At 63.4% G+C, this 17,913-nt stretch carries 14 protein-coding genes; 6 read left to right on the forward strand and 8 right to left on the reverse strand.

Annotated elements, in window-relative coordinates; genetic code table 11:
• Positions 1-65: 65 nt before the first annotated feature.
• Positions 66-677: a TetR/AcrR family transcriptional regulator gene (locus JGU71_RS22275; protein ID WP_233529959.1), complete on the forward strand. Its 612-nt coding sequence runs from the start codon at positions 66-68 to the stop codon at positions 675-677.
• A gap of 8 nt (positions 678-685) precedes the next feature.
• Here JGU71_RS22275 and JGU71_RS22280 read toward each other — a convergent pair whose 3' ends face one another.
• The 6 genes from JGU71_RS22280 to JGU71_RS22305 all read right to left on the reverse strand — a co-directional run bounded on the left by JGU71_RS22280 (position 686) and on the right by JGU71_RS22305 (position 9,122).
• Positions 686-3,811 (reverse strand): multicopper oxidase family protein, encoded by a 3,126-nt coding sequence (locus JGU71_RS22280; RefSeq protein ID WP_199706685.1) that lies wholly within the window; start codon positions 3,809-3,811, stop codon positions 686-688.
• A 30-nt stretch (positions 3,812-3,841) separates the two neighbouring features.
• Positions 3,842-4,807, reverse strand: a complete 966-nt coding sequence (locus tag JGU71_RS22285; protein WP_199706687.1) for an antibiotic biosynthesis monooxygenase — start codon at positions 4,805-4,807, stop codon at positions 3,842-3,844.
• Complete coding sequence (locus tag JGU71_RS22290) at positions 4,804-7,506, reverse strand: molybdopterin-dependent oxidoreductase (RefSeq protein ID WP_199706689.1); 2,703 nt, start codon at positions 7,504-7,506, stop codon at positions 4,804-4,806. Before JGU71_RS22290 ends, JGU71_RS22285 begins: the two co-directional genes overlap by 4 nt.
• Entirely contained in the window at positions 7,503-8,321 is an 819-nt protein-coding gene (locus tag JGU71_RS22295) for an FAD binding domain-containing protein (RefSeq protein ID WP_199706691.1), read from the reverse strand. The genes JGU71_RS22290 and JGU71_RS22295 overlap by 4 nt, the downstream gene beginning before the upstream one ends.
• A 101-nt stretch (positions 8,322-8,422) precedes the next feature.
• Positions 8,423-8,821 (reverse strand): ACT domain-containing protein, encoded by a 399-nt coding sequence (locus JGU71_RS22300; RefSeq protein WP_199706693.1) that lies wholly within the window; start codon positions 8,819-8,821, stop codon positions 8,423-8,425.
• Positions 8,802-9,122 carry a hypothetical protein gene (locus tag JGU71_RS22305; protein WP_199706695.1) on the reverse strand — a complete coding sequence of 107 codons (321 nt, stop codon included), beginning with the start codon at positions 9,120-9,122 and terminating at the stop codon, positions 8,802-8,804. The genes JGU71_RS22300 and JGU71_RS22305 overlap by 20 nt, the downstream gene beginning before the upstream one ends.
• A 150-nt stretch (positions 9,123-9,272) precedes the next feature.
• On the opposite strand from JGU71_RS22305, the gene JGU71_RS22310 reads away from it, so the two are divergent.
• The 4 genes from JGU71_RS22310 (at position 9,273) to JGU71_RS22325 (ending at position 14,104) form a co-directional block, all read left to right on the forward strand.
• Entirely contained in the window at positions 9,273-11,777 is a 2,505-nt protein-coding gene (locus JGU71_RS22310) for a VIT and vWA domain-containing protein (protein WP_199706697.1), read from the forward strand.
• Positions 11,778-11,779: 2 nt separating this feature from the next.
• Positions 11,780-12,646: a serine/threonine-protein kinase gene (locus JGU71_RS22315; RefSeq protein WP_199706699.1), complete on the forward strand. Its 867-nt coding sequence runs from the start codon at positions 11,780-11,782 to the stop codon at positions 12,644-12,646.
• Between the two features lie 69 nt (positions 12,647-12,715).
• Positions 12,716-12,997 carry a hypothetical protein gene (locus JGU71_RS22320; RefSeq protein WP_199706701.1) on the forward strand — a complete coding sequence of 94 codons (282 nt, stop codon included), beginning with the start codon at positions 12,716-12,718 and terminating at the stop codon, positions 12,995-12,997.
• 75 nt (positions 12,998-13,072) lie between these two features.
• The gene (locus tag JGU71_RS22325; protein ID WP_199706703.1) at positions 13,073-14,104 is read left to right on the forward strand and encodes a YncE family protein; all 1,032 of its coding nucleotides are present in this window, start codon (positions 13,073-13,075) and stop codon (positions 14,102-14,104) included.
• Between the two features lie 14 nt (positions 14,105-14,118).
• Here JGU71_RS22325 and JGU71_RS22330 read toward each other — a convergent pair whose 3' ends face one another.
• Together JGU71_RS22330 and JGU71_RS22335 are read right to left on the reverse strand one after the other, a co-directional pair.
• A complete protein-coding gene (locus tag JGU71_RS22330) occupies positions 14,119-14,631 on the reverse strand; it encodes a YceI family protein (RefSeq protein ID WP_199706705.1) in 513 nt (170 codons plus the stop codon).
• Positions 14,628-14,954 carry a hypothetical protein gene (locus JGU71_RS22335; protein ID WP_199706707.1) on the reverse strand — a complete coding sequence of 109 codons (327 nt, stop codon included), beginning with the start codon at positions 14,952-14,954 and terminating at the stop codon, positions 14,628-14,630. Before JGU71_RS22335 ends, JGU71_RS22330 begins: the two co-directional genes overlap by 4 nt.
• Before the next feature lie 137 nt (positions 14,955-15,091).
• Here JGU71_RS22335 and JGU71_RS22340 point away from each other — a divergent pair, with 137 nt between their 5' ends.
• Positions 15,092-17,905, forward strand: coding sequence for a helix-turn-helix transcriptional regulator (locus tag JGU71_RS22340; RefSeq protein WP_199706709.1), 2,814 nt, complete (start codon positions 15,092-15,094; stop codon positions 17,903-17,905).
• Positions 17,906-17,913: the final 8 nt, after the last annotated feature.

Consider the following 17,913-nt stretch of genomic DNA (forward strand, 5'->3'; position numbering starts at 1 on the left):
TCGGTTGCGGTTATTCAACGATGTTGAAATAACTGTCGCACACCGCGCGCTACAATTCAACAGTGATGAATAAACAACTTTCCAAGACCGGCCCCGGCCGCCGGACTGGAGCACCCGACACCAGACAGGCGATCCTCGACGCCGCACACGCTCGATTCGCCGCCGAAGGATTCACGGGGACGACGGTGCGGTCGATTGCCGCGGATGCAGGCGTCGACGCGGCGATGATCAACTACTTCTTCGGGTCGAAGCAGAAGCTCTTCGAAGAGGCACTTGCCCTTCGCGCCAACCCGGTTGTGATCGTCACCGAACTCGTCGAGGGGTCCATCGAAGGACTCCCCCGCCGAATACTGACGACGTTGCTCGCGACCTGGGACGACCCGGCGAACCGGCCGCCACTCATCGCCATCGTCACATCCATCGAGGACGATCCCGCCCAGAACGGTCTGCTACGCGACTTCCTCGAAAAGGTCATCGCAGGACCGGTGGCTGCTCAGCTGACCGCGGCTGGGATGCAGCAGGGCACCGCGGAAATTCGCGCAGGCCTGCTCGCATCGATGTTCGTCGGCGTCGTCATGGCGCGTTACGTCGTCCGCGCGAGTCCGATGGCCGACCTGCCGCCCCAGGTCATCGTCGACGAACTCGGACCGGCGCTGGACGCGATCCTCGCCTTGTGACGCCCTCTCTACCGGCCCGCCAACCCGACGGCGCCGCCGCTTCCGGGGATGGTCGCGATCAGCGTCGGTACAAGCGTCGTCGCCTCCGGACCCGCCCGTCCGAGCCCGAACTTACGGACCTCACCTGACGCATTACCGACAAGAAGGTCGGCTCCCGTTGTCGTACTGGAGGTCGCGACGCTGACCCCGCTCCCTTCGAAAGGTACGAACGACGCGATCTGCGCGAAGGCCACCTTGCCCGAATGATGGTCCGGTGCATGGAGATACATCTCCGGCGCACCATCGAGCAGAGAGCCCGCCGAAAACACTCGCACTGTCCCCTCGCCGCCGAGCATGCCGGTGACGATGCTCTTGGCACCGCCCTCGGCGCCTGCCACCCAGCCGGTCGTCAACGACACTCCCCCGGTATAGCTTTCGTCGAACGCAAGGAACTCCGATGTCGTCGTCGGCGATTCTCCGCCATGCCCCGAATGTTCCTCCGAGGACGCAGATTTGGCGGTCGGCTGATACAGGTCGTAGCGGAACGTCTTGACCATCGGAGCGTCACCGGGACCGGGTGCCGTCACGATGGTCGCCCTGCCGGACCCCGAGTCGACCATGCCGGTCGCCAGCGTCACACCCGACTTCGAACCTGGGTACGGCGCAAAGCTGGAGAACAATTCGGGCGCCCTCCCTGCCTCTCCAGGCAAGGTCGAGGAAAAGATCTTCACCTGCGATTCGATTCCGGGTCCTGCTCCCACAATGATGTTGTCCGCCAGCGCGTTACCATCGACGTCGATGCCCGCCACGCTGACGCCGCCACGGAAGTCCGCTTCGAACGGTGCGAACCGCGCCACCTCCGTATCGAACGCGGGGCCTGCGAACGCCACGACCTCCGGGGCAACACCCGTGCCGGTACCGACCACGACGTCGAGCACCATGTCGCCGTTCACGTCCGCCATGGCAACGCTCGGTGTTCCTTCGAAGGCCGGAAACGGTGTACTCGTGGCGAGCGGTTTGTCGCCGTTGCCGTCGTACACCTGGACCACGGCGGGCCTACCTGGCGAACCTGGAACTGCCACTGCGTAACTCGACACCTCGGGTATCACGTTTACCGTCGCCATCAGGCCGTTGTCCTCGTGATTCAAACGGTGGCAATGGATTACGAAGGTGCCCGTGTAGTCGGTGAACTTCGTCCGCAACGTCAGCGACGCAGGCTCTAGCGCATTCTCGTTCTCGTCGGTGACGGGCGCGGGAACGTTCGCGTTGTCGACGCCCCACATCTGCGCACCCGTCCTGGTCTTCTCGACAGGATCGACGACCTCCGTCACCTGGAAGTCGTTGACGTGGATGTGCATCGGGTGATCGTCGTTGTTCAGATTGGTGATCTTCCACTCCTCGACCGAGTTCAGTCGTGGCTGCAACAAGGGAATGTTCGGGAAGGTGTTGCCGTCGAACTCGTAGGTGAACGACTTCGGGTCGTTGTTGCTCGCCTTGTCGTTGCTGAAACCACCCGTGATGACCAACTCCCGCGTCACATCGGGAGTCATTGCCGAGGTGTCGACGAAAGACGTGTAGGCGTCCAACCTTTGGCCGGGTTCGAACGGCGTCGTCTTGCCTTCGCCACTGTCGGGTGTCACCTGAATGAGCTTCTGCGTCGGGAAGGTGAAGAAGCCGTCGAAGTAGCTGATGTACTGCGGGTCGACCGTTGCGGTGCCGAGGACTGCAGGCGAATTCTCTGTGCCGTCGTTCGTGTAGAGCACGCCGGGATTGCTGACCTCCTTGCCGTTTTTCATGGGTGGCATTTCGACTACTAGGTCACCTATTTCGGGCATCGTGACCGCGATGGCGTAGCGGGAGCCCGGCGGGATAAGCAACCGTGTCCCGTCGCCCTCGACGGGTCGCTGCACCGTGGTGAACGGATTACCGTCCTGCCCAACGATCGTGAACTTCGGATGGTTGCCGGTCGCGGTCTCGGTCAACGTGATCGGCAGATAGGCGAAGTCGCTGATGTTCGCGAGCACCCAGATCTCGGTCTGCCCCGGCTTGACCTTCAACGATGGTTGGAACTGGCCGTTGACCGTGAATTGCACGTCGCGCTGATTGTCCGGAAGCCCAGGATCAGCAGGAACATTCACCGAATCACTGGTGAAGCTCTGCAGGTTTCCCGGGATGAACTGATTCTGCCCGCGATGGTTCCGCGTCGACAGCGGACCCGAATACCAATTGGTGAAGTACTGCGAACCTTTGCTCGTCTCAGGGAAATTCACCGGCGCCAAGCTCGGTCGGTAGGTGCCGTCCGCCAGTTGCGACCCCTCCGGCGGCGTGAGCGTGCTGACGAACTGCGGCCAGATGGGATTGTTGAGTTGGTTCGAGCCGCCTTTACGGTCGAACACGAAGTTGTACTGCAGTGCCATATCTCGGATCGGAATCTCGTTCTGCGTGACCACCGGAAGATTTCCGTCGGGCCGCCCGATCTCCAGTAGACCCGCCAAACCGAAGTAGGTCTGCTGAGCCGTCAGGGTGTGCCGATGGCTGTGATACCAGTACAACCCGTTCGGCATCTCGTCAGGCACCTCGTAGTCGTAGACGTTGCCCATGCCGGCCGGGATGTCGAGTAGCACGTTGTCGGCGTTGCCATCTGGGCTCACGTGCAGTCCGTGCGTGTGCAGATTCAGCGGCGACGACTCCAGCATCGGCGGATACAGCGGCACCTCACCGCCCGCAGCGGTGAACGCAGGGTCGTAGTAATCGCCGACGTCCAAGCCTTCGAGATCGTTGTCGTAGTGCACGATCAGACGTTCACCCGGATCGACCCGCAAAGTCGGTGCAGGGTAGGTACCTTCACTTTTGGTCGAGCCGTCCGACGACGTACCTCTGATGAGCTCGTAGCCGAACAGCAGGAAGTCGTCGACGGGCTTCGCCGTCGTGTCGAGCGCGACAGAGGCTTGGTGCGCGGACAACCTGACCTCGAGTACGCCGTCCTTGCTCGACAGCTTGACCGGCTCCTTGTACGGGACGGGAGAGCCGTCTACACCGAAGTTGCCGCCGGCCTCGGGACCGGAATCGTCGGCCGAACACGAGGCCAGGATCAACGTCAACGACGTTGCCAGACAGGCGAAGGCGACCAGCGGCCTGCTACGACTCGCGAACATCGGGGCTCTTTTCAGTCTTTGAAGACTCAGCTAGAAGAACTGCCAGAACACGACGATGAGCACGGCGTACCCAGCCAGCACAATCGCCACACCGATCAGATTGGTACGCAACCGATTCGACGACTCCGGTTGGAGCCACCAATCGAATCGTCCATTGATCCAGGGCACGAGCCAGTTCAGCGCCGTGACGCTCGCGACGTTTCCGATGAACAACGCGACAGCAAATGGCAGCCCGAGTTCGCGATCCAGCAGCGGAGTCTGCACCCAGAGTCCGAACAGGAACACCACCGGGTACAACATGAGCACAACCATCATGTTCTGTTTCCACGCCGGCGGCGGCTGGCCGGCCGCGGACGTCTCGGCCGTGAACCAGTGGTCGAATCCGGTTCGCACGACTCGGGTGTGGAATTCTTCGGTGAATGCGGTGGCTTCGTCGACCAACTGCTGTCGCACCGGCGAGTCTAGCCATTTCTGCAGATTGGCTTCGCTGTCGAAGCGCAGGATCGCCAGAAAGTCCTCTTGCACATGCGGTATCGGTGGTTCGAACCGATAGCCCTTGAAGCCGACAGCTTTGGTTTGGGCGGCAGCTATCCGGCGCTCCCATGCGCGGTATTCGGCTTCGGACCCCGGGCGGACCCGCGTGGAGATGACCACCGAGATCGGCGCGGGCAGTACCCCTTTCGACTCGACACCTTCGGCACCATCACTCACGACATGGACGTCGTCGCGACCGACGAGCATCGGCGCCGCGCCCTCGATGCGCGCGGCGCGCTCGGGCGAGTTGAGCCAGGTCCGTGCCGAAGCGTCGCTGTCGAACCGCTGCAGAATCACCCAATCGACCTGGGTCGGCGGGCTGGGTGGCAACACGGTCTGCTCGATGAATCCAGGCAACTGCGATAAGCCGGAACTCGTGTCGACTTGCCACCGGGAAAATTGTTCTTCAGCTTCGGGTCTCACACTCGTCTGCGTGACGATAGTGACCGTCTCCTGGCTCATGACCGAGCTGCGAGACGCGAATAGAGCCTGTCCGGTGTGAACGGCAGGTGTGCGAAACGAACACCTGTCGCGTTGACGATCGCGTTCGAGATCGCAGGAGCCACAGGATTGATCGCGCACTCGCCCTGCGACTTTGCACCGAGCGGACCGATCGAATCGTGGGTGTCGGCGAAGAACACCTCGGATCGCGGGACGTCGGCGAATGCCGGGATCCGATAGTTACGGAAGTTCGGATTCACCACCGCGCCTTCGGAGTTGTGCACCATGTTCTCGGTCAGTGCCCAGCCGAACGCCATTCCGATGGCACCGTCGATCTGGCCTCTGCACTGCATGGGATTGATCAGCCTGCCGATGTCGGCACCGTGCACGCTGTGCAGGATTCGGATCTCCCCGGTTATTCGATGCACTGCCAATCGCACACCGTGGACATTGAACGCGATGGTGCGAGGAGACAGGTACGCCTTGCGGGTTCCTTCGAAGCGATGGCCGTCCGCGGCACCTGCCTCGTGCAGTTCCGCCAACGAGATGCGCTTGTCGCCACAGAGCACGGCGTCCGCCGCGAGCGTGCATTGCTCTCGCGCTACTCCGCTGTGGCGGCTCGCGTAGTCGAGAATGTCGTCGCGCAGAGCCATCGCAGTGAGGTGCACGGCCTTGCCTGCCACGACTGTGCCGGTGCTGGCGAAAGTACCCGTGTCGTAAGGCGTTCGATCGGTGTCGGCGTTGACGATGTCGACGTCAGCTGCCCGACACCCGACGGTGGAGGCTGCTATCTGCTTGTGTGCGTTGGCAATTCCGTTGCCCATTTCGCAAGATCCGACGGCGAGGTGGTAGGTACCGTCGGCAAGTAGGCGCATCTCGCCTGCGGACCTGTGCTCGGTCGGAGGCCCGCACTCGAGCATTGCGAGGGCGACGCCGGTTCCCTCCGCCCAGTCGTCACCGTCCGGCTTGGCGACACCGTTCCCGCGAGCGAGCGCTTCCTCCGCGAAGTCGAGGCACTGATCGAGGCCGTAGCTGCCGAAACTCGCGTCGCTCGGGTCCTGCCAGACCGACTCGACGTGGTCGCCCGGCCGAACCATGTTCTTGCGGCGCATCGCAAACGGATCGATCTTCAACAGGTGCGCCATCTCGTCGATCGCGCACTCGATAGCGAAGGTGGTCTGCGAGGCTCCGTAACCACGGAACCCGCCACCCGGAATCACGTTGGTGTAGACCGCATATCCGAGTGCCTTCTTGTTCTCGCAACGGTAGGCCGCAAGCGGGCTACCGAGCGCCGCGGCCAGCGTTTCACTCGCGTGATTGGCGTATGCGCCCGTGTTCGACACGACATAGATGTCCAGTGCGGTCAGGGTGCCGTCACGTTTCGCGCCGAGCTTCACCCGTGTGGTCATCTGGTGTCGCGTCGTGGTTCCGATGAACTCTTCCTCGCGAGTCCACTCCCATTTGACCGGACGACCGAGCTTCATGGTCGCGAACAGCACGAGGTCTTCGGAGATCATTTCCTGCTTGCCGCCGAAGCCGCCGCCGACCCGCTCGGTGAAGACATGGACGTCGCGAGCCCGCAGGCCGAATTGATGACACAGCTTCGCCCGAACGACGAACGGCCCCTGCGAACTCGTTCGTACATGCCAGCGGTTGTCGTCACCGCGCCATGCGATCGAGCCGTGCGTCTCCAGGTGCGAATGCTGGACGCGCGACGTCGAGTAGGTCATCTCGTGCACCGCGTCGGCAGCTGCGAATCCATCAGCCACACTGCCTATTTCGCCGTGTATGTCGACGAAGATGTTGCCCTTCTCCTCCATACCCTTGTTGTGAAGTACGGGTGCGTCGGGTTCCATCGCCGTCACGGGATCGAATACCGCAGGCAACACCTCGTAGGTGACATTCAGTGCCCGGCAGCCAGCGGCCGCGGCCGCCTCCGACTCCGCGACCACGGCGGCGATCCGCTGACCGACGAAACGAGCGACGTCGTCCAGGATGCGGGTGTCGTCGGGATCGACGAGGTGATCCTCGTGTAGCGCGGTGCTGTAGAGCCGGTCCGGTACGTCGGCAGCGGTATACACAGCCACCACACCAGGTATGGCCATCGCCGCACTTCGATCGATGTCGACGATGCGGGCATGTGCGTGCGGGGACCGCAGCACGACGAGATGCAACAGTCCTTCCATGGCGACGTCCATCGTGTATCGCGCTTGCCCGGTGAGGATTCCGCGGCTGAACGGATTGGCCAGACTTGCGCCACACGACTCTCCCGCAACATCGGGCTCTGCTTCGGCAGCACCCTGCAACGCGTCGGCGATGGACCGATATCCGGTGCACCGACACAGATTTCCCTTCAGCGCACGGGGCAGATCTTCCTTCTGCTCGTCGCTCAACGATGCCGCGGTCATGATCATCCCCGCCGCACAGAATCCACACTGGAAGGCCTGCGCGTCGTGGAAAGCCTGCTGCATCGGGTGTAGTTCGTCGCCCGAGCCGAGCCCTTCGATGGTGGTGACCTTGCGCCCTGCCGCTCGGAAGGCCGGCACCAGGCACGAGTGGAACGGTGTGCCGTCCAACCACACCGTGCAAGCGCCGCAATCGCCTGCGTCGCAACCTTTTTTGACGCCGAACACCTCGCGATCCCGGAGGAAGGTGCGCAGACACTGACCCGGCTGTGGCTCGGCGGAGAAGAGGCGTCCGTCGACATCGAATTCGCTCATGAGAGTTCCGCACGTAGCTGTTCGGCGAAGTGATAGGTCAGGTGTTGCTTGTACGGAGCAGACCCGTTGACGTCGTCGAAATAGTCTTCGGCGGAGAGTCTTGCCGTGATGTCACGGCGCAGTTCTGCCTGCGTCGGAACGTCGTCGAATTGCAACTGCACCGGTCGAGTTGTCGCGGCCGTTACCGTGATCCGGAAGTCGTGACCGTCGGCGCCGCACGTCCCGATGATCAGGGCGGCCGACCGTCCAAGGTGCACCAGCGACTGCTGTCGATACGCGAACCGTTTTCGCAGTGCGGAGTCCGGCAACCGAATCGATCGCAGTAGCGCACCGGGCCGAAGGATGTTCGCGTTGTTGCCCGTCACGAAGTCGAGTGCCGAAACCTGTTCCGGCGCAGCGCCGTCGCGCGGCCACACCGTGTAGGTGCCCTCCAGCGCAGCCGTCAGCGAGATCATCGCACCGGCCGGTAGCGACATGCAGATATTGCCGCCGACGGTTGCCGCGTTCCAGATCTTGAACGACGCGAGCAGGGAGTTGCAGCAATCGCGAATCAGCGGTGCCGCAGTCCATTCCGCTGGTGCGTCGAATGCGAACAGCTCTGCTATGCGGCAGGTTGCGCCGATGTCGAGGCCCGCATCGGAGACTTCCAATGCCGGCCAGCCGAACCCGTCGAGATCGATCAGGGTGTCTGTCGCGACTTGCGGTTCGGAGAACAGCCAGGTGCCGCCCGCCAGCCATGCGTAGCCGTCTCGCCAGGTCGTGATGTGGTCGGGAGAGGTCGGCCTTTCGAGCGCTGTGATCGTGGTGAGGTTCATTGCAAAACACCCCTATCTCAGGGCTCGGGCGTATGCGCAGTCCAATTAAACACCCGTGTTTCACAATCTGAGGCCGAACCGAGATGCCAAGTTGTCGCCGCTCAGCCGCCGTCTGTCATACCGACGAGTAGCGCCATCGTCTCGCTCACCCGGCCGTGGGGAACGAACAGATGGTCGTGATGAAACCCGGCCACCATGTTGCAACTGATGCCCGCGGCTGCGAGCGCTGTCGCTACCGCAGCCGTCAGCCCGACGGCGTCCAGCGCCGAGTGCACACGAAGCGTGATCCAAGCCGCCACGTAGTGATAGTCGAGGCCGCCTGCGTCGGCTTCGGTCTGAGGTATCACCAGCGTGCAGCCCTCGGTTTCGCACACCGTGACAACGGGGCGGACGTCGTCCGGGACCGGACCCGCGACCGTGACGAAGACGTAGCGCCCCGGATTGTGATGGGGACGCAGGTCTTTCAGAAGTCGCGTCAGGTCACGCTCGCCGCTGGTCACGCTTGCGACGGTAGTAGACGTCGACCACCCGAGTCAGAGGCTCCGGCCAAGGTGCGTGCGTTCGCCTCGAGAGGGTCCATATTCCATGCCAGTCAGCAACGGAACTCCAGCCCCAGAGGGCCAGCCCGACGCCGACGGCGATCAGCACGACAGGTACGACGACCGCAACGATCAGAACTGCGACGGCGACCACTGCGACAACCCACGCGGGTTGGCGAACCATGCTGTGAGCCAGCGAGAAACGGAAGACGCCCGCATCGCCTGCGGCCGACTCCACCGTGGTTGCATCGTCGATGTTCATACGTCGATTCTGGCCTCGGGTCGACTTCTGCAAAAGAGCCACCTACTAACAACTGGACTGCCTATGCAGGTCCACCTGGGCCGGCAGGCGCAATTATGGAAAACTGACGTTCATCGGCTGGTGTGAGAAAGTGCGGGCAAGGAGGCTGGGTTGACGCTCGTCCCCGTCTTCGACAAACCCTCGCGGGGTCGCGCAAGTACCCGCTCGGGCTTCGGCGCGATCACAACTCCTCGCGGCGATCTTCCCCTCGAGGCGTTGACTGTTCGAGCCGACATCACCGGATTGATGTGCCGCACAGACGTTCGCGCGACATTCCGCAACTTCGCGCCGACACCCATAGAGGCGACCTACATCCTTCCGCTCCCCGACAACGCCGCCATGACAGCGATGCGATTCCGGATCGGCGACCGCCTCATCGAAGCGACTCTGCGCGAACGCGGTGATGCACGCAAGATCTACGACGCCGGCATCGCCGCGGGCGGGCGAGCCGCGATCGTCGAGCAGGAACGCGCCAACATCTTCACCATCAGAGTCGGCAGCCTGTCCCCGGGCGAACGAATCGAAGTCCAACTGGCGCTTACGTTCACGCTCGACTACTCCGATGGTCAAGCAGCATTCTGCTTTCCGCTCGTCGTTGCACCCCGATACCACCCCGGCGTCCCACTCGACGGTCCTCGAGTCGGGATGGGAATCTCAGCCGACACCGACCTCGTTCCGGATGCCTCGCGGATTTCACCGCCCGTACTGCCGTGGAACGCTGCCGACACCGTCGCTCTGACGATTTCGGCAACCGTTGCGCGGCAAGCACTTCCGATCGTCGAGATCGGCTGTACGATCCCGGCACGAATCACCGACGATCCGAACCTTCCCCACATCACCGTCGACATCGAGCCCAACCAACGTCTCAACCGAGATTTTGTACTGCGGCTGAGCACCGGTCAGCGCGACGACGCAGTCATGTCGCTGTCGACAGTCCGCGACGGCGACGGACCCGACGGCACCTTCGCCCTGACGGTATTGCCACCGACGACCGGTTTACCACCGGCGTCGACCCGCAATGTTGTTGTCGTACTGGACAGCTCGGCAGCGATGGCCGGTTGGCCAGGCGCAGCGGGGCGACGCGGAGCTGCTCGAATCGTCGACATGCTGACTCCTGCAGACAGATTCGCTGTGCTGACGGTTGCCGACGCGGTCGTCGCCGCGAGTGGACGAGAGCCGAAACTCGTTCCGGGAATCGATCGCAACAGGTTCGCTGCCGTCGAGCACCTCACGTCGATCCGTCCCGGTGGCGGCGCGCACCTGGGGCGGGCTGTCGATCTTGCGGTCGAACTCCTCGCATCGGAACATCGCCGCCCGGCACCGCACCATTCGATCCTCGTCGTCATCACAGCCGGCCAGGTCGGCGACGACGACGACATCGTGGCTCGTGTCGCACCTGCGCGATTCGCTGCTGGAGTCGGTGGCATGCGGATCCACTCGATCGGCATCGGCACGGCTGTCAACACCGCTTTGTTGCGTCAACTCGCCTCGACCGGCCGCGGCGAATTCCATCTCGCCGAATCGGAGGATCAGCTCGACGCGTTGATCCCTCGGATCCGGCGCCTGCTCGGTCCGCCACTGCTGACCCGCATCGGCCTCACCGCAGAGGGCATGGAGTTCGATCCCCGCACGCTCTCCCCTGCTCAACCCCCTGATGTGTACCCGGGCGCCGCACTCGTCATCACCGGGCGTTGCCGGGCAGGCGAATCCGGTCGGCTTATGTTGTCGTCGATCGGTGCCGACGGTCGTCCCTCGGTAAGCACCATCCCTGCGGTCCCGACGACCAATCTCGCCCTCACTGCCCTGTGGGCGCGCGGTCACCTCGGTGACCTGCAGCGCCGATATGCGACGTGCCCGATCGCCGAAGCTCCCGAGCTCGCGCAGCGCATCGTTGCGACGTCGATCCGCTTCGGAGTCATCACCCGTCTCACCGCATTCGTCGCCGTGACCGGTGCGAACAGAAGGCCGAATGCCGCAGGCGGACAACCTCATCAGGTGGTTCAGCCGGTCGAGCACACGGTCGACTGGACAGGACCCGACGAGGGGTCGTCGGCCTACTCGGTCGAGTACGCGAAGCGCGTGACGCCGACACCGCCGCCGTTCGACGCACCAGGTCAGCCGCAACCCTCGACTGCTCCGCGGGCGCAGCGTCGGGGTGTGCTGATCGGTGCCGGCCTCACCGTGATTGCTGCGCTGATCGGTGTCGGGGCCGTCGTCACCACCGTCTCGTCCAGCGATTCGACAACCGACGGCGTCGCACAACCCGCGCCGAAGTCGCCTGCCCGGCCCGGTCTGACGTTCACCAACTCCGCGCCACCGCCCGCAGAGGCGGATCCAGAACAGGACAGCGAAACCGCTGCGTCTCTCAACGTCGTGTTGACACCACGGGGTACGCGAACCGAGATCAGCGCACGTGCGGCCGGGATACCTACCGGCGAACCGGTCCGCCTGGTCGTCGTCGGGTCGGATGGCTCTCGCGCAGTCGTCGACGCATGGACGGTCGAAGCCGGCGACCCAGCCCGCGTAGTGCTGGTCGATCTTCCCGTCGACCGCATCACACGGGTTGCAGTCGAAAACGCGACCGGCTTCGTCTACGTGAGCACAACCATCGAGTGACGATGGAGCAACTCGATCCTCGGGATCCGACCTCGATCGGACCGTTCACGTTGCTTGGCCGACTCGGTGCAGGCGGCATGGGGCGGGTTTACCTCGGCAAACTACCGAGTGGACGACGCGTCGCGATCAAGGTGGTGCACGAACATCTCGCCGCAGACCCACGGTTTCGCGTGCGGTTCTCCCAAGAGGTGGGCGCGGCGAAAGCCGTCGGCGGCTTCTGGACCGCGGCGATCGTCGACGCGGACCCGAACGCACCGACACCCTGGCTCGCCAGTGAATACATCGTCGGCCCCACGCTGGAGACAGCGATCGAGACACACGGACCGCTCGGCACCGAAGCCGCCAGGATCGTGCTCGTCGGCCTCACCGAAGCATTGATCGCGATCCACCGCGTTCGACTCATCCACCGCGATCTCAAACCGGCCAATGTGCTACTCGCACAGGACGGTCCGCGGGTCATCGACTTCGGTATCGCCCGCGCGCTCGATCAGGCGCGGCTGACGCAGCCCGGCCTCCCGATCGGGTCGGCGTCCTACATGTCGCCCGAGCAGGCCCTCGGAACGACGACACTCACCCCCGCGAGCGACATCTTCTCCCTCGGTGGGGTTCTCGTGTTCGCCGCGGCCGGCCATGCTCCGTTCACGGGCGCGAACGTGTACTCCGTGCTGCTCGCTGTGGCGAACGGACAGCCCGATCTCACGGGCGTCCCCGCTCGACTTGCCGGCATTGCCGCGGCCTGTCTGGCAAAGGATCCTTCACAACGACCGACGACCGCCGACCTGCTCGACGAACTGACCCGCACGACAGCGACCACACCGGGTAGACCTTCGGTCGATCGCCGCGACGACTGGTGGTTGCGTCGGCGCTGACCGATATCCCCCCACGTCAGGGGCAATGGACGGTAGCGTGACCGGTCAGTCCAGCGGGAGGATTCGCACGTGGTCGGTTTCGCTTTGTTCGTCATCATGTTCGCCATTGCCGCACTGTTCAGGCTTGCCGATCTGCTGTTCCGATACTGGTACGTCGTGGTGCCGATCGCTGTGATCGTGTGGATCTGGCTGCTCGGCTTCGAATTCGGTCCGAAGCACGAAGAGTCGATTCGGCGTGACCTGAACGCGGTCGCAAAAAGGTTGCCGTTCAGCATCAGAAAACGTTTGCGTCCCAGTTGGATTCGATGGATCGAGCGCGGGGATCCGCGCGCTCGCACCCGCCGGACCTGATCGGGTCGGGCGCGAGGCCCGCGGATACTGTGAAATCCCATCGATGACCAGCACTTATATGCAAACATCATTCGTATGGTGAGATCGAACGGCAGATCGAACTTCATCGGGCTACGGCGTCGCGCAGCCTGGCTCGGCCGCACCATGACCCTTATCGTCGCCGTCGCCGCACTGTCGAGTGGAAACGTTGTTGCGCAGGCGGATTCGGTATCAGGATCCATCCCGATCGACGAAGTCCCCGGCGGTCTCACACTCGCACCGAACGGCGGTCGCGCCTATGTCACCAACCCGAACGGGAAAATCACGATAGTCGACACCGCAAACAACGTACCGGTCGGAAAGCTCGGGTTCGGTGGCTACGCCATCGCTATCGTGCCCAACGGCACGCGGGCCTACGTGACCGGTCGCGGCAACACCGTCGAGGTGTTCGACCCGACGACGAACCTCATCTCTGCCCCCGCGATCGATGTCGGCGGAACCTCGAAAGGTGTTGCCGTCACACGCGACGGCGCGCGCGCCTACGTCGCCAACTCGTCCCGCAATTCCGTGACGGTCATCGATGTCGCGTCCAATTCGATCATCACCGATATTGCGGACATCGACTCCCCCATTTCGGTGTCGACTTCGCCGAACACCCCCCGCGCCTACGTCTCGACCGCCAAGAGTGTGGTGGTGATCGACACCAATACCAACACCGTCGTCACGTCGATCGAAGCCGGCGAGCGGTTGACCGGAATTACCACCGGTCCGAACGGAACTCGGGTCTACGCCGCCGACACCGACGGTAATGCCGTCCAACTCATCGACATGGCGGCCAACACCCTCGTCGGGTCGATACCCGTCGGCACAGCGCCTGCGGCGATCGCATTCAGCCCGGACGGCACTCGCGCCTATGTCTCCAACTCCGGTAGCGACACGGTTTCGGTGATCAACACGACGAACAACACCGTCATCGAAACCCTCGGAGTCGGCGCGGGACCGTCCGCAATCGCAATGATTCCGAACGGTAGCCGCGCCTACGTCGCCAACGTCGATGGTCGATCCGTATCGGTGATCACTCGGACCACCGGAATCTGCCTCTCGGTCTGCTTGCCTTCGCTCTTCTGACCTATAGCGTCAACTCACGCCACCGGGGCAAGTCGTGCTCGTACGGTCATCGCGATAGTCCGTCCGATCAGCAGCCGAGGCGCTTTGATACCCAGGTCCCGACGGTCGAATATCGCTGTGCCACAGAGGCTCACCTCGTCTCCGGAACCATCGAGAGTCACGTCGAAGTACACCATTGCACTGTTTCCCCGCACCGTCAGATGTCCCGCGACTCGCCAGCCGGTCGCCGTCGCTACGGCGTCCGTCGCGACGAACGCCGCTACCGGATGGTTGTCGAGATCGAGGAAGCGTGGTTTACGGAGGTCGAGATCGCCCCGCATGTTCCCGGTGTCGATCAAGCTCAGTTCTGCCACACCCTTCGCCAGTTCCAGCCCACCGTCCTGGCCGAAGGAAACGCTGCCTTCCCGAATCGGGACGGTGCCGGTCACCGTATGACCCAGTTTGACGACCGTGAACGTCGCGGTGCTGTGCTCGACGTCGACCGCCCATCGGCGTGCGCTCACCGGCGCAGCTACTGGCTTGTTCATCGCGTTACCTCCATGGTTGCTGCGTCGACATGTTCGACGACTGGATAGATCTCGATCCGGTCGGCGCCCGGCAGGAGCGCGGGGTCCTCGCCGGGTAGCAGTTCGGTCGCCATGATGGCGCGTTGTCCGTCGAGCAAGGACTGCTCGGATTCGGCAATGGTGATCACGACCTGCGAGCCGTCGGACTGACGAAGCACGTAGTTGGCCAGAAATCCTGGTACCCGGATGACTGCGGGCTTGATGCGGTTCTGACCTGCAAAATCCGCGGCCGCGATTTGTTCGGCAGTCCGCGGACCGTCGAAATAGGTTAGCTGTGCGTACATTTGGTGCTCCCTCGAATGATGTGTCGGATCGACTGACATCAGTCTGTGAGCGAAAGGCATGCGGCAAATCAGTAGCAGTACGTAGCTCGACCACTTAATTGCCACGTACTGTGATCGGCGCGTTGGATACTTCTTGGATGGACGCCCCATTCGTCGGTCGCAGCCGTGAGGTCGCGCAACTGCGCGCCGCGGTTGTTTCTGCTGCCAATGGCGCCGGCCGCATGATTCTGCTCAGTGGCCCTGCGGGAATCGGTAAATCGCGTCTGACGAAGGCACTCGTCGAGATCGCTGCCGAGTATCGAGTGCCTGTCGCGCGTGGGTACGCGGTCGACGATGCGGGCATGCCCGCATGCTGGCCGTGGACTCGGCTCGCGCGCGATGTCGGAACAATTGCCCCGTACCTGTCGGAGGATCTGTCGGGTAGCAACGCCCCGTTGTCGGAGGCGACTCGTTTTCAGTCGTTCACTGCGATCGCGGATGCACTGCGCGATGCGGCGGCGGCTACCGGACTCGTCGTAGTCCTCGAGGATCTACATTGGGCGGATCGCACATCGCTGCTGCTCCTGCGCCATATTGCGACCGACGTGCACGCCACTCGCCTCCTGATCGTCGCGACGTTTCGGGACCCTGCCGACGGGACGTTCGCGGACGTTCTCCCCGAATTGCTTCGAGCGCAGGACGCGCAATCCATCCGGCTCAGCGGCCTCACCGCCGCAGACATCGCGCACTGGCTGCGCCAGGTGCAACCCCGCACCACCGGTGCTGTCGCCACTTCACTTCGCGACTACACCGACGGGAACCCACTGTTCGTGCGTCTGCTCGTCGACTCGATGTCCGACGACGAATTCGTCGTCGATCCTGCGGCGAACCCCGAAGTACGACGCCTGGCGGTCGCACAGCTTGCTCGCCTCGACCGACAGACCCGCGATGTCCTCGACGCAGCCAGCGTCACAGGCGAGCGGATCGACCCGCTGCTGCTCTCGTCGATTCTGTCTCGGTCCGAAGACGAGGTCGCGCGGGACCTGGATACAGCAGCAGGGGCAGGCGTCGTCGAATCGGGTGACGGTCAATTCACGTTCGCGCACGCACTGATTCGCGATGCGGTGTACGCCGAACTGGCTCCGTCGACGCGAATGCTGCTGCACCGCAAAGCGGCGCTGGCGCTGTCGCAAGGCCCGGTTGCCGACTCGACCGCCGGACCCGTTGCCGCGCACTGGCAGCGGGCGTCCGGCGAGGACTCCGCCGCGCAGTGTATGCAATGGGCACGCCGTGCCGCAGAGTCGGCGATGTCCACCGTCGCCTACGCCGAAGCAATTCGATTTCTCGACTTGGCCATCGAGGCAGCGGGAACAGGCGCGCCGCCAGCACTGCTCGCCGAACTGAATCTGCAACTTGCGATCGCCGAGTTCGCGGGCGGACGCATCGGCGCGAGCATCGAACAATGCGTCCGCGCAGCGGATTACGCGGAACAAGCCGACCGACCCGATCTGATCGGCGCAGCGGCACTCGTCGTACACGGAGTTTCGTCGAAACCGATACTGGAGACCGTCGAACGACTGTGCGTTGCAGCGTTACGAACACTTCCCGCCGACGCGACGACTCTGCGTTCGCGACTCTTCGCGCAGCGCTCGCTGGCCGCATCGGAAGACGAGAACCCCAGTGCAGCAATGGAACTCTCTGCGACCGCACTCGAACTCGCGGACCACAGCGGTGATCCGGACGCCATCCTCGACGGCCTGCATGCGCGTCACGTTGCACTGTCCGCACCGCAGTTCGTCGAGCAACGACGCGAACTGTGTGCCCGTGCAATAGAAATCGACTGGACCGCCCGCCAGCCCCTTGCCGCGCTGTGGGGTCACGTATGGAACATCGATGCCGGGCTGCAGCTCGGCGATCTCGGCTTGGTCGATCGCTCGCTCGCGATGATCGAGCAGGTCGCGACGACCCGAAAACTTCCCCTCGCCTGGTGGCACCTGCACAGGTGCCGAGCGACGCGAGCCGCGCTCGTCGGAGATTATGTTGCGGCACAGAATCATACGGAATCCGCACGCAAGTCCGCGGAGGCGATGGGCGATAGCTCGCTGGTGGGGCTGTACCACGCGTTCCAGACGCAAATCGTCATCATTCGCGGTGTAGTGACCGATTTCGACTCACAGATGGCGATGCTGCAGGCTGCGCCACAGATCGGGCTCGTCCGCATATTCGTTCCGATCAACCTCGCGCTCGCCGGCGACATCGACGGGGCGCGTGCCGCTTTCGAGGAGTTTCGGACGGTGCCGGACACCCTCGAGGTCGGTCCACGTTGGGCGGCGATGCTGTTCCACATCGCCATCGCGGCGGACCTGCTCGCCGACGCCGAGGTTGCAGAGAAAGTGTTCACCAAGGTCCGCGACCTCCACTGCTACTACTCGTGCGATGGCGGCGGGGCCCTGTTCTGTTCGGGATCGATGGCTCGAGTGATCGGCGATATGGCTCGGACGTGTGGCCGACTCGACGACGCGGTGGACGAGTACCGCCGTGCAATCGACATGGACGCCCGCATCGGCGCGCGGCCGTACCTTGCGTTGAGCAGACTCGGCCTCGCACGGACCCTCGTCCAGCGCGGTCGGGCCGCGGACAATGCCGAAGTTCGTGAACTTCTCGACCTTGCGGCACGGGAGTTCAGGCGTCTGGACCTGCCGGGGCCGTTGCAGCGTGCTGACGCTCTCAAGGCTCAGGTGGCCCATGCCGCAAAGGCCGCCAATCCGTTGTCCGACAGAGAATCTCAGGTTGCGCAGCTGATCGCCGCAGCGATGTCCAACCGGGAGATCGCCACGAAGTTGGTGCTGTCCGAGCGCACTGTCGAAACACACGTTCGTAGCATCCTTGCCAAACTCGGATATTCGAACCGCACCGAAATCGCAGCCTGGTCACTTCGCGGACAGACGTCCAATCCAGCCGACATGGTGTAGCTGGCAAC

Source organism: Antrihabitans stalagmiti (assembly GCF_016482825.1).
GTDB classification, from domain to species: Bacteria; Actinomycetota; Actinomycetes; order Mycobacteriales; family Mycobacteriaceae; genus Antrihabitans; species Antrihabitans stalagmiti.

Excerpts from the sequence above, each read along its gene's own strand:
- JGU71_RS22290 (WP_199706689.1), bottom strand. The coding sequence starts at position 7,506 with ATGAGCGAATTCGATGTCGACGGACGCCTCTTCTCCGCCGAGCCACAG.
- JGU71_RS22305 (WP_199706695.1), bottom strand. The coding sequence starts at position 9,122 with ATGAACATCGACGATGCAACCACGGTGGAGTCGGCCGCAGGCGATGCG.
- JGU71_RS22330 (WP_199706705.1), bottom strand. The coding sequence starts at position 14,631 with ATGAACAAGCCAGTAGCTGCGCCGGTGAGCGCACGCCGATGGGCGGTC.
- JGU71_RS22325 (WP_199706703.1), top strand. The coding sequence starts at position 13,073 with ATGGTGAGATCGAACGGCAGATCGAACTTCATCGGGCTACGGCGTCGC.
- JGU71_RS22340 (WP_199706709.1), top strand. The coding sequence starts at position 15,092 with ATGGACGCCCCATTCGTCGGTCGCAGCCGTGAGGTCGCGCAACTGCGC.
- JGU71_RS22280 (WP_199706685.1), bottom strand. The coding sequence starts at position 3,811 with ATGTTCGCGAGTCGTAGCAGGCCGCTGGTCGCCTTCGCCTGTCTGGCA.
- JGU71_RS22315 (WP_199706699.1), top strand. The coding sequence starts at position 11,780 with ATGGAGCAACTCGATCCTCGGGATCCGACCTCGATCGGACCGTTCACG.
- JGU71_RS22335 (WP_199706707.1), bottom strand. The coding sequence starts at position 14,954 with ATGTACGCACAGCTAACCTATTTCGACGGTCCGCGGACTGCCGAACAA.
- JGU71_RS22275 (WP_233529959.1), top strand. The coding sequence starts at position 66 with ATGAATAAACAACTTTCCAAGACCGGCCCCGGCCGCCGGACTGGAGCA.
- JGU71_RS22285 (WP_199706687.1), bottom strand. The coding sequence starts at position 4,807 with ATGAGCCAGGAGACGGTCACTATCGTCACGCAGACGAGTGTGAGACCC.
- JGU71_RS22295 (WP_199706691.1), bottom strand. The coding sequence starts at position 8,321 with ATGAACCTCACCACGATCACAGCGCTCGAAAGGCCGACCTCTCCCGAC.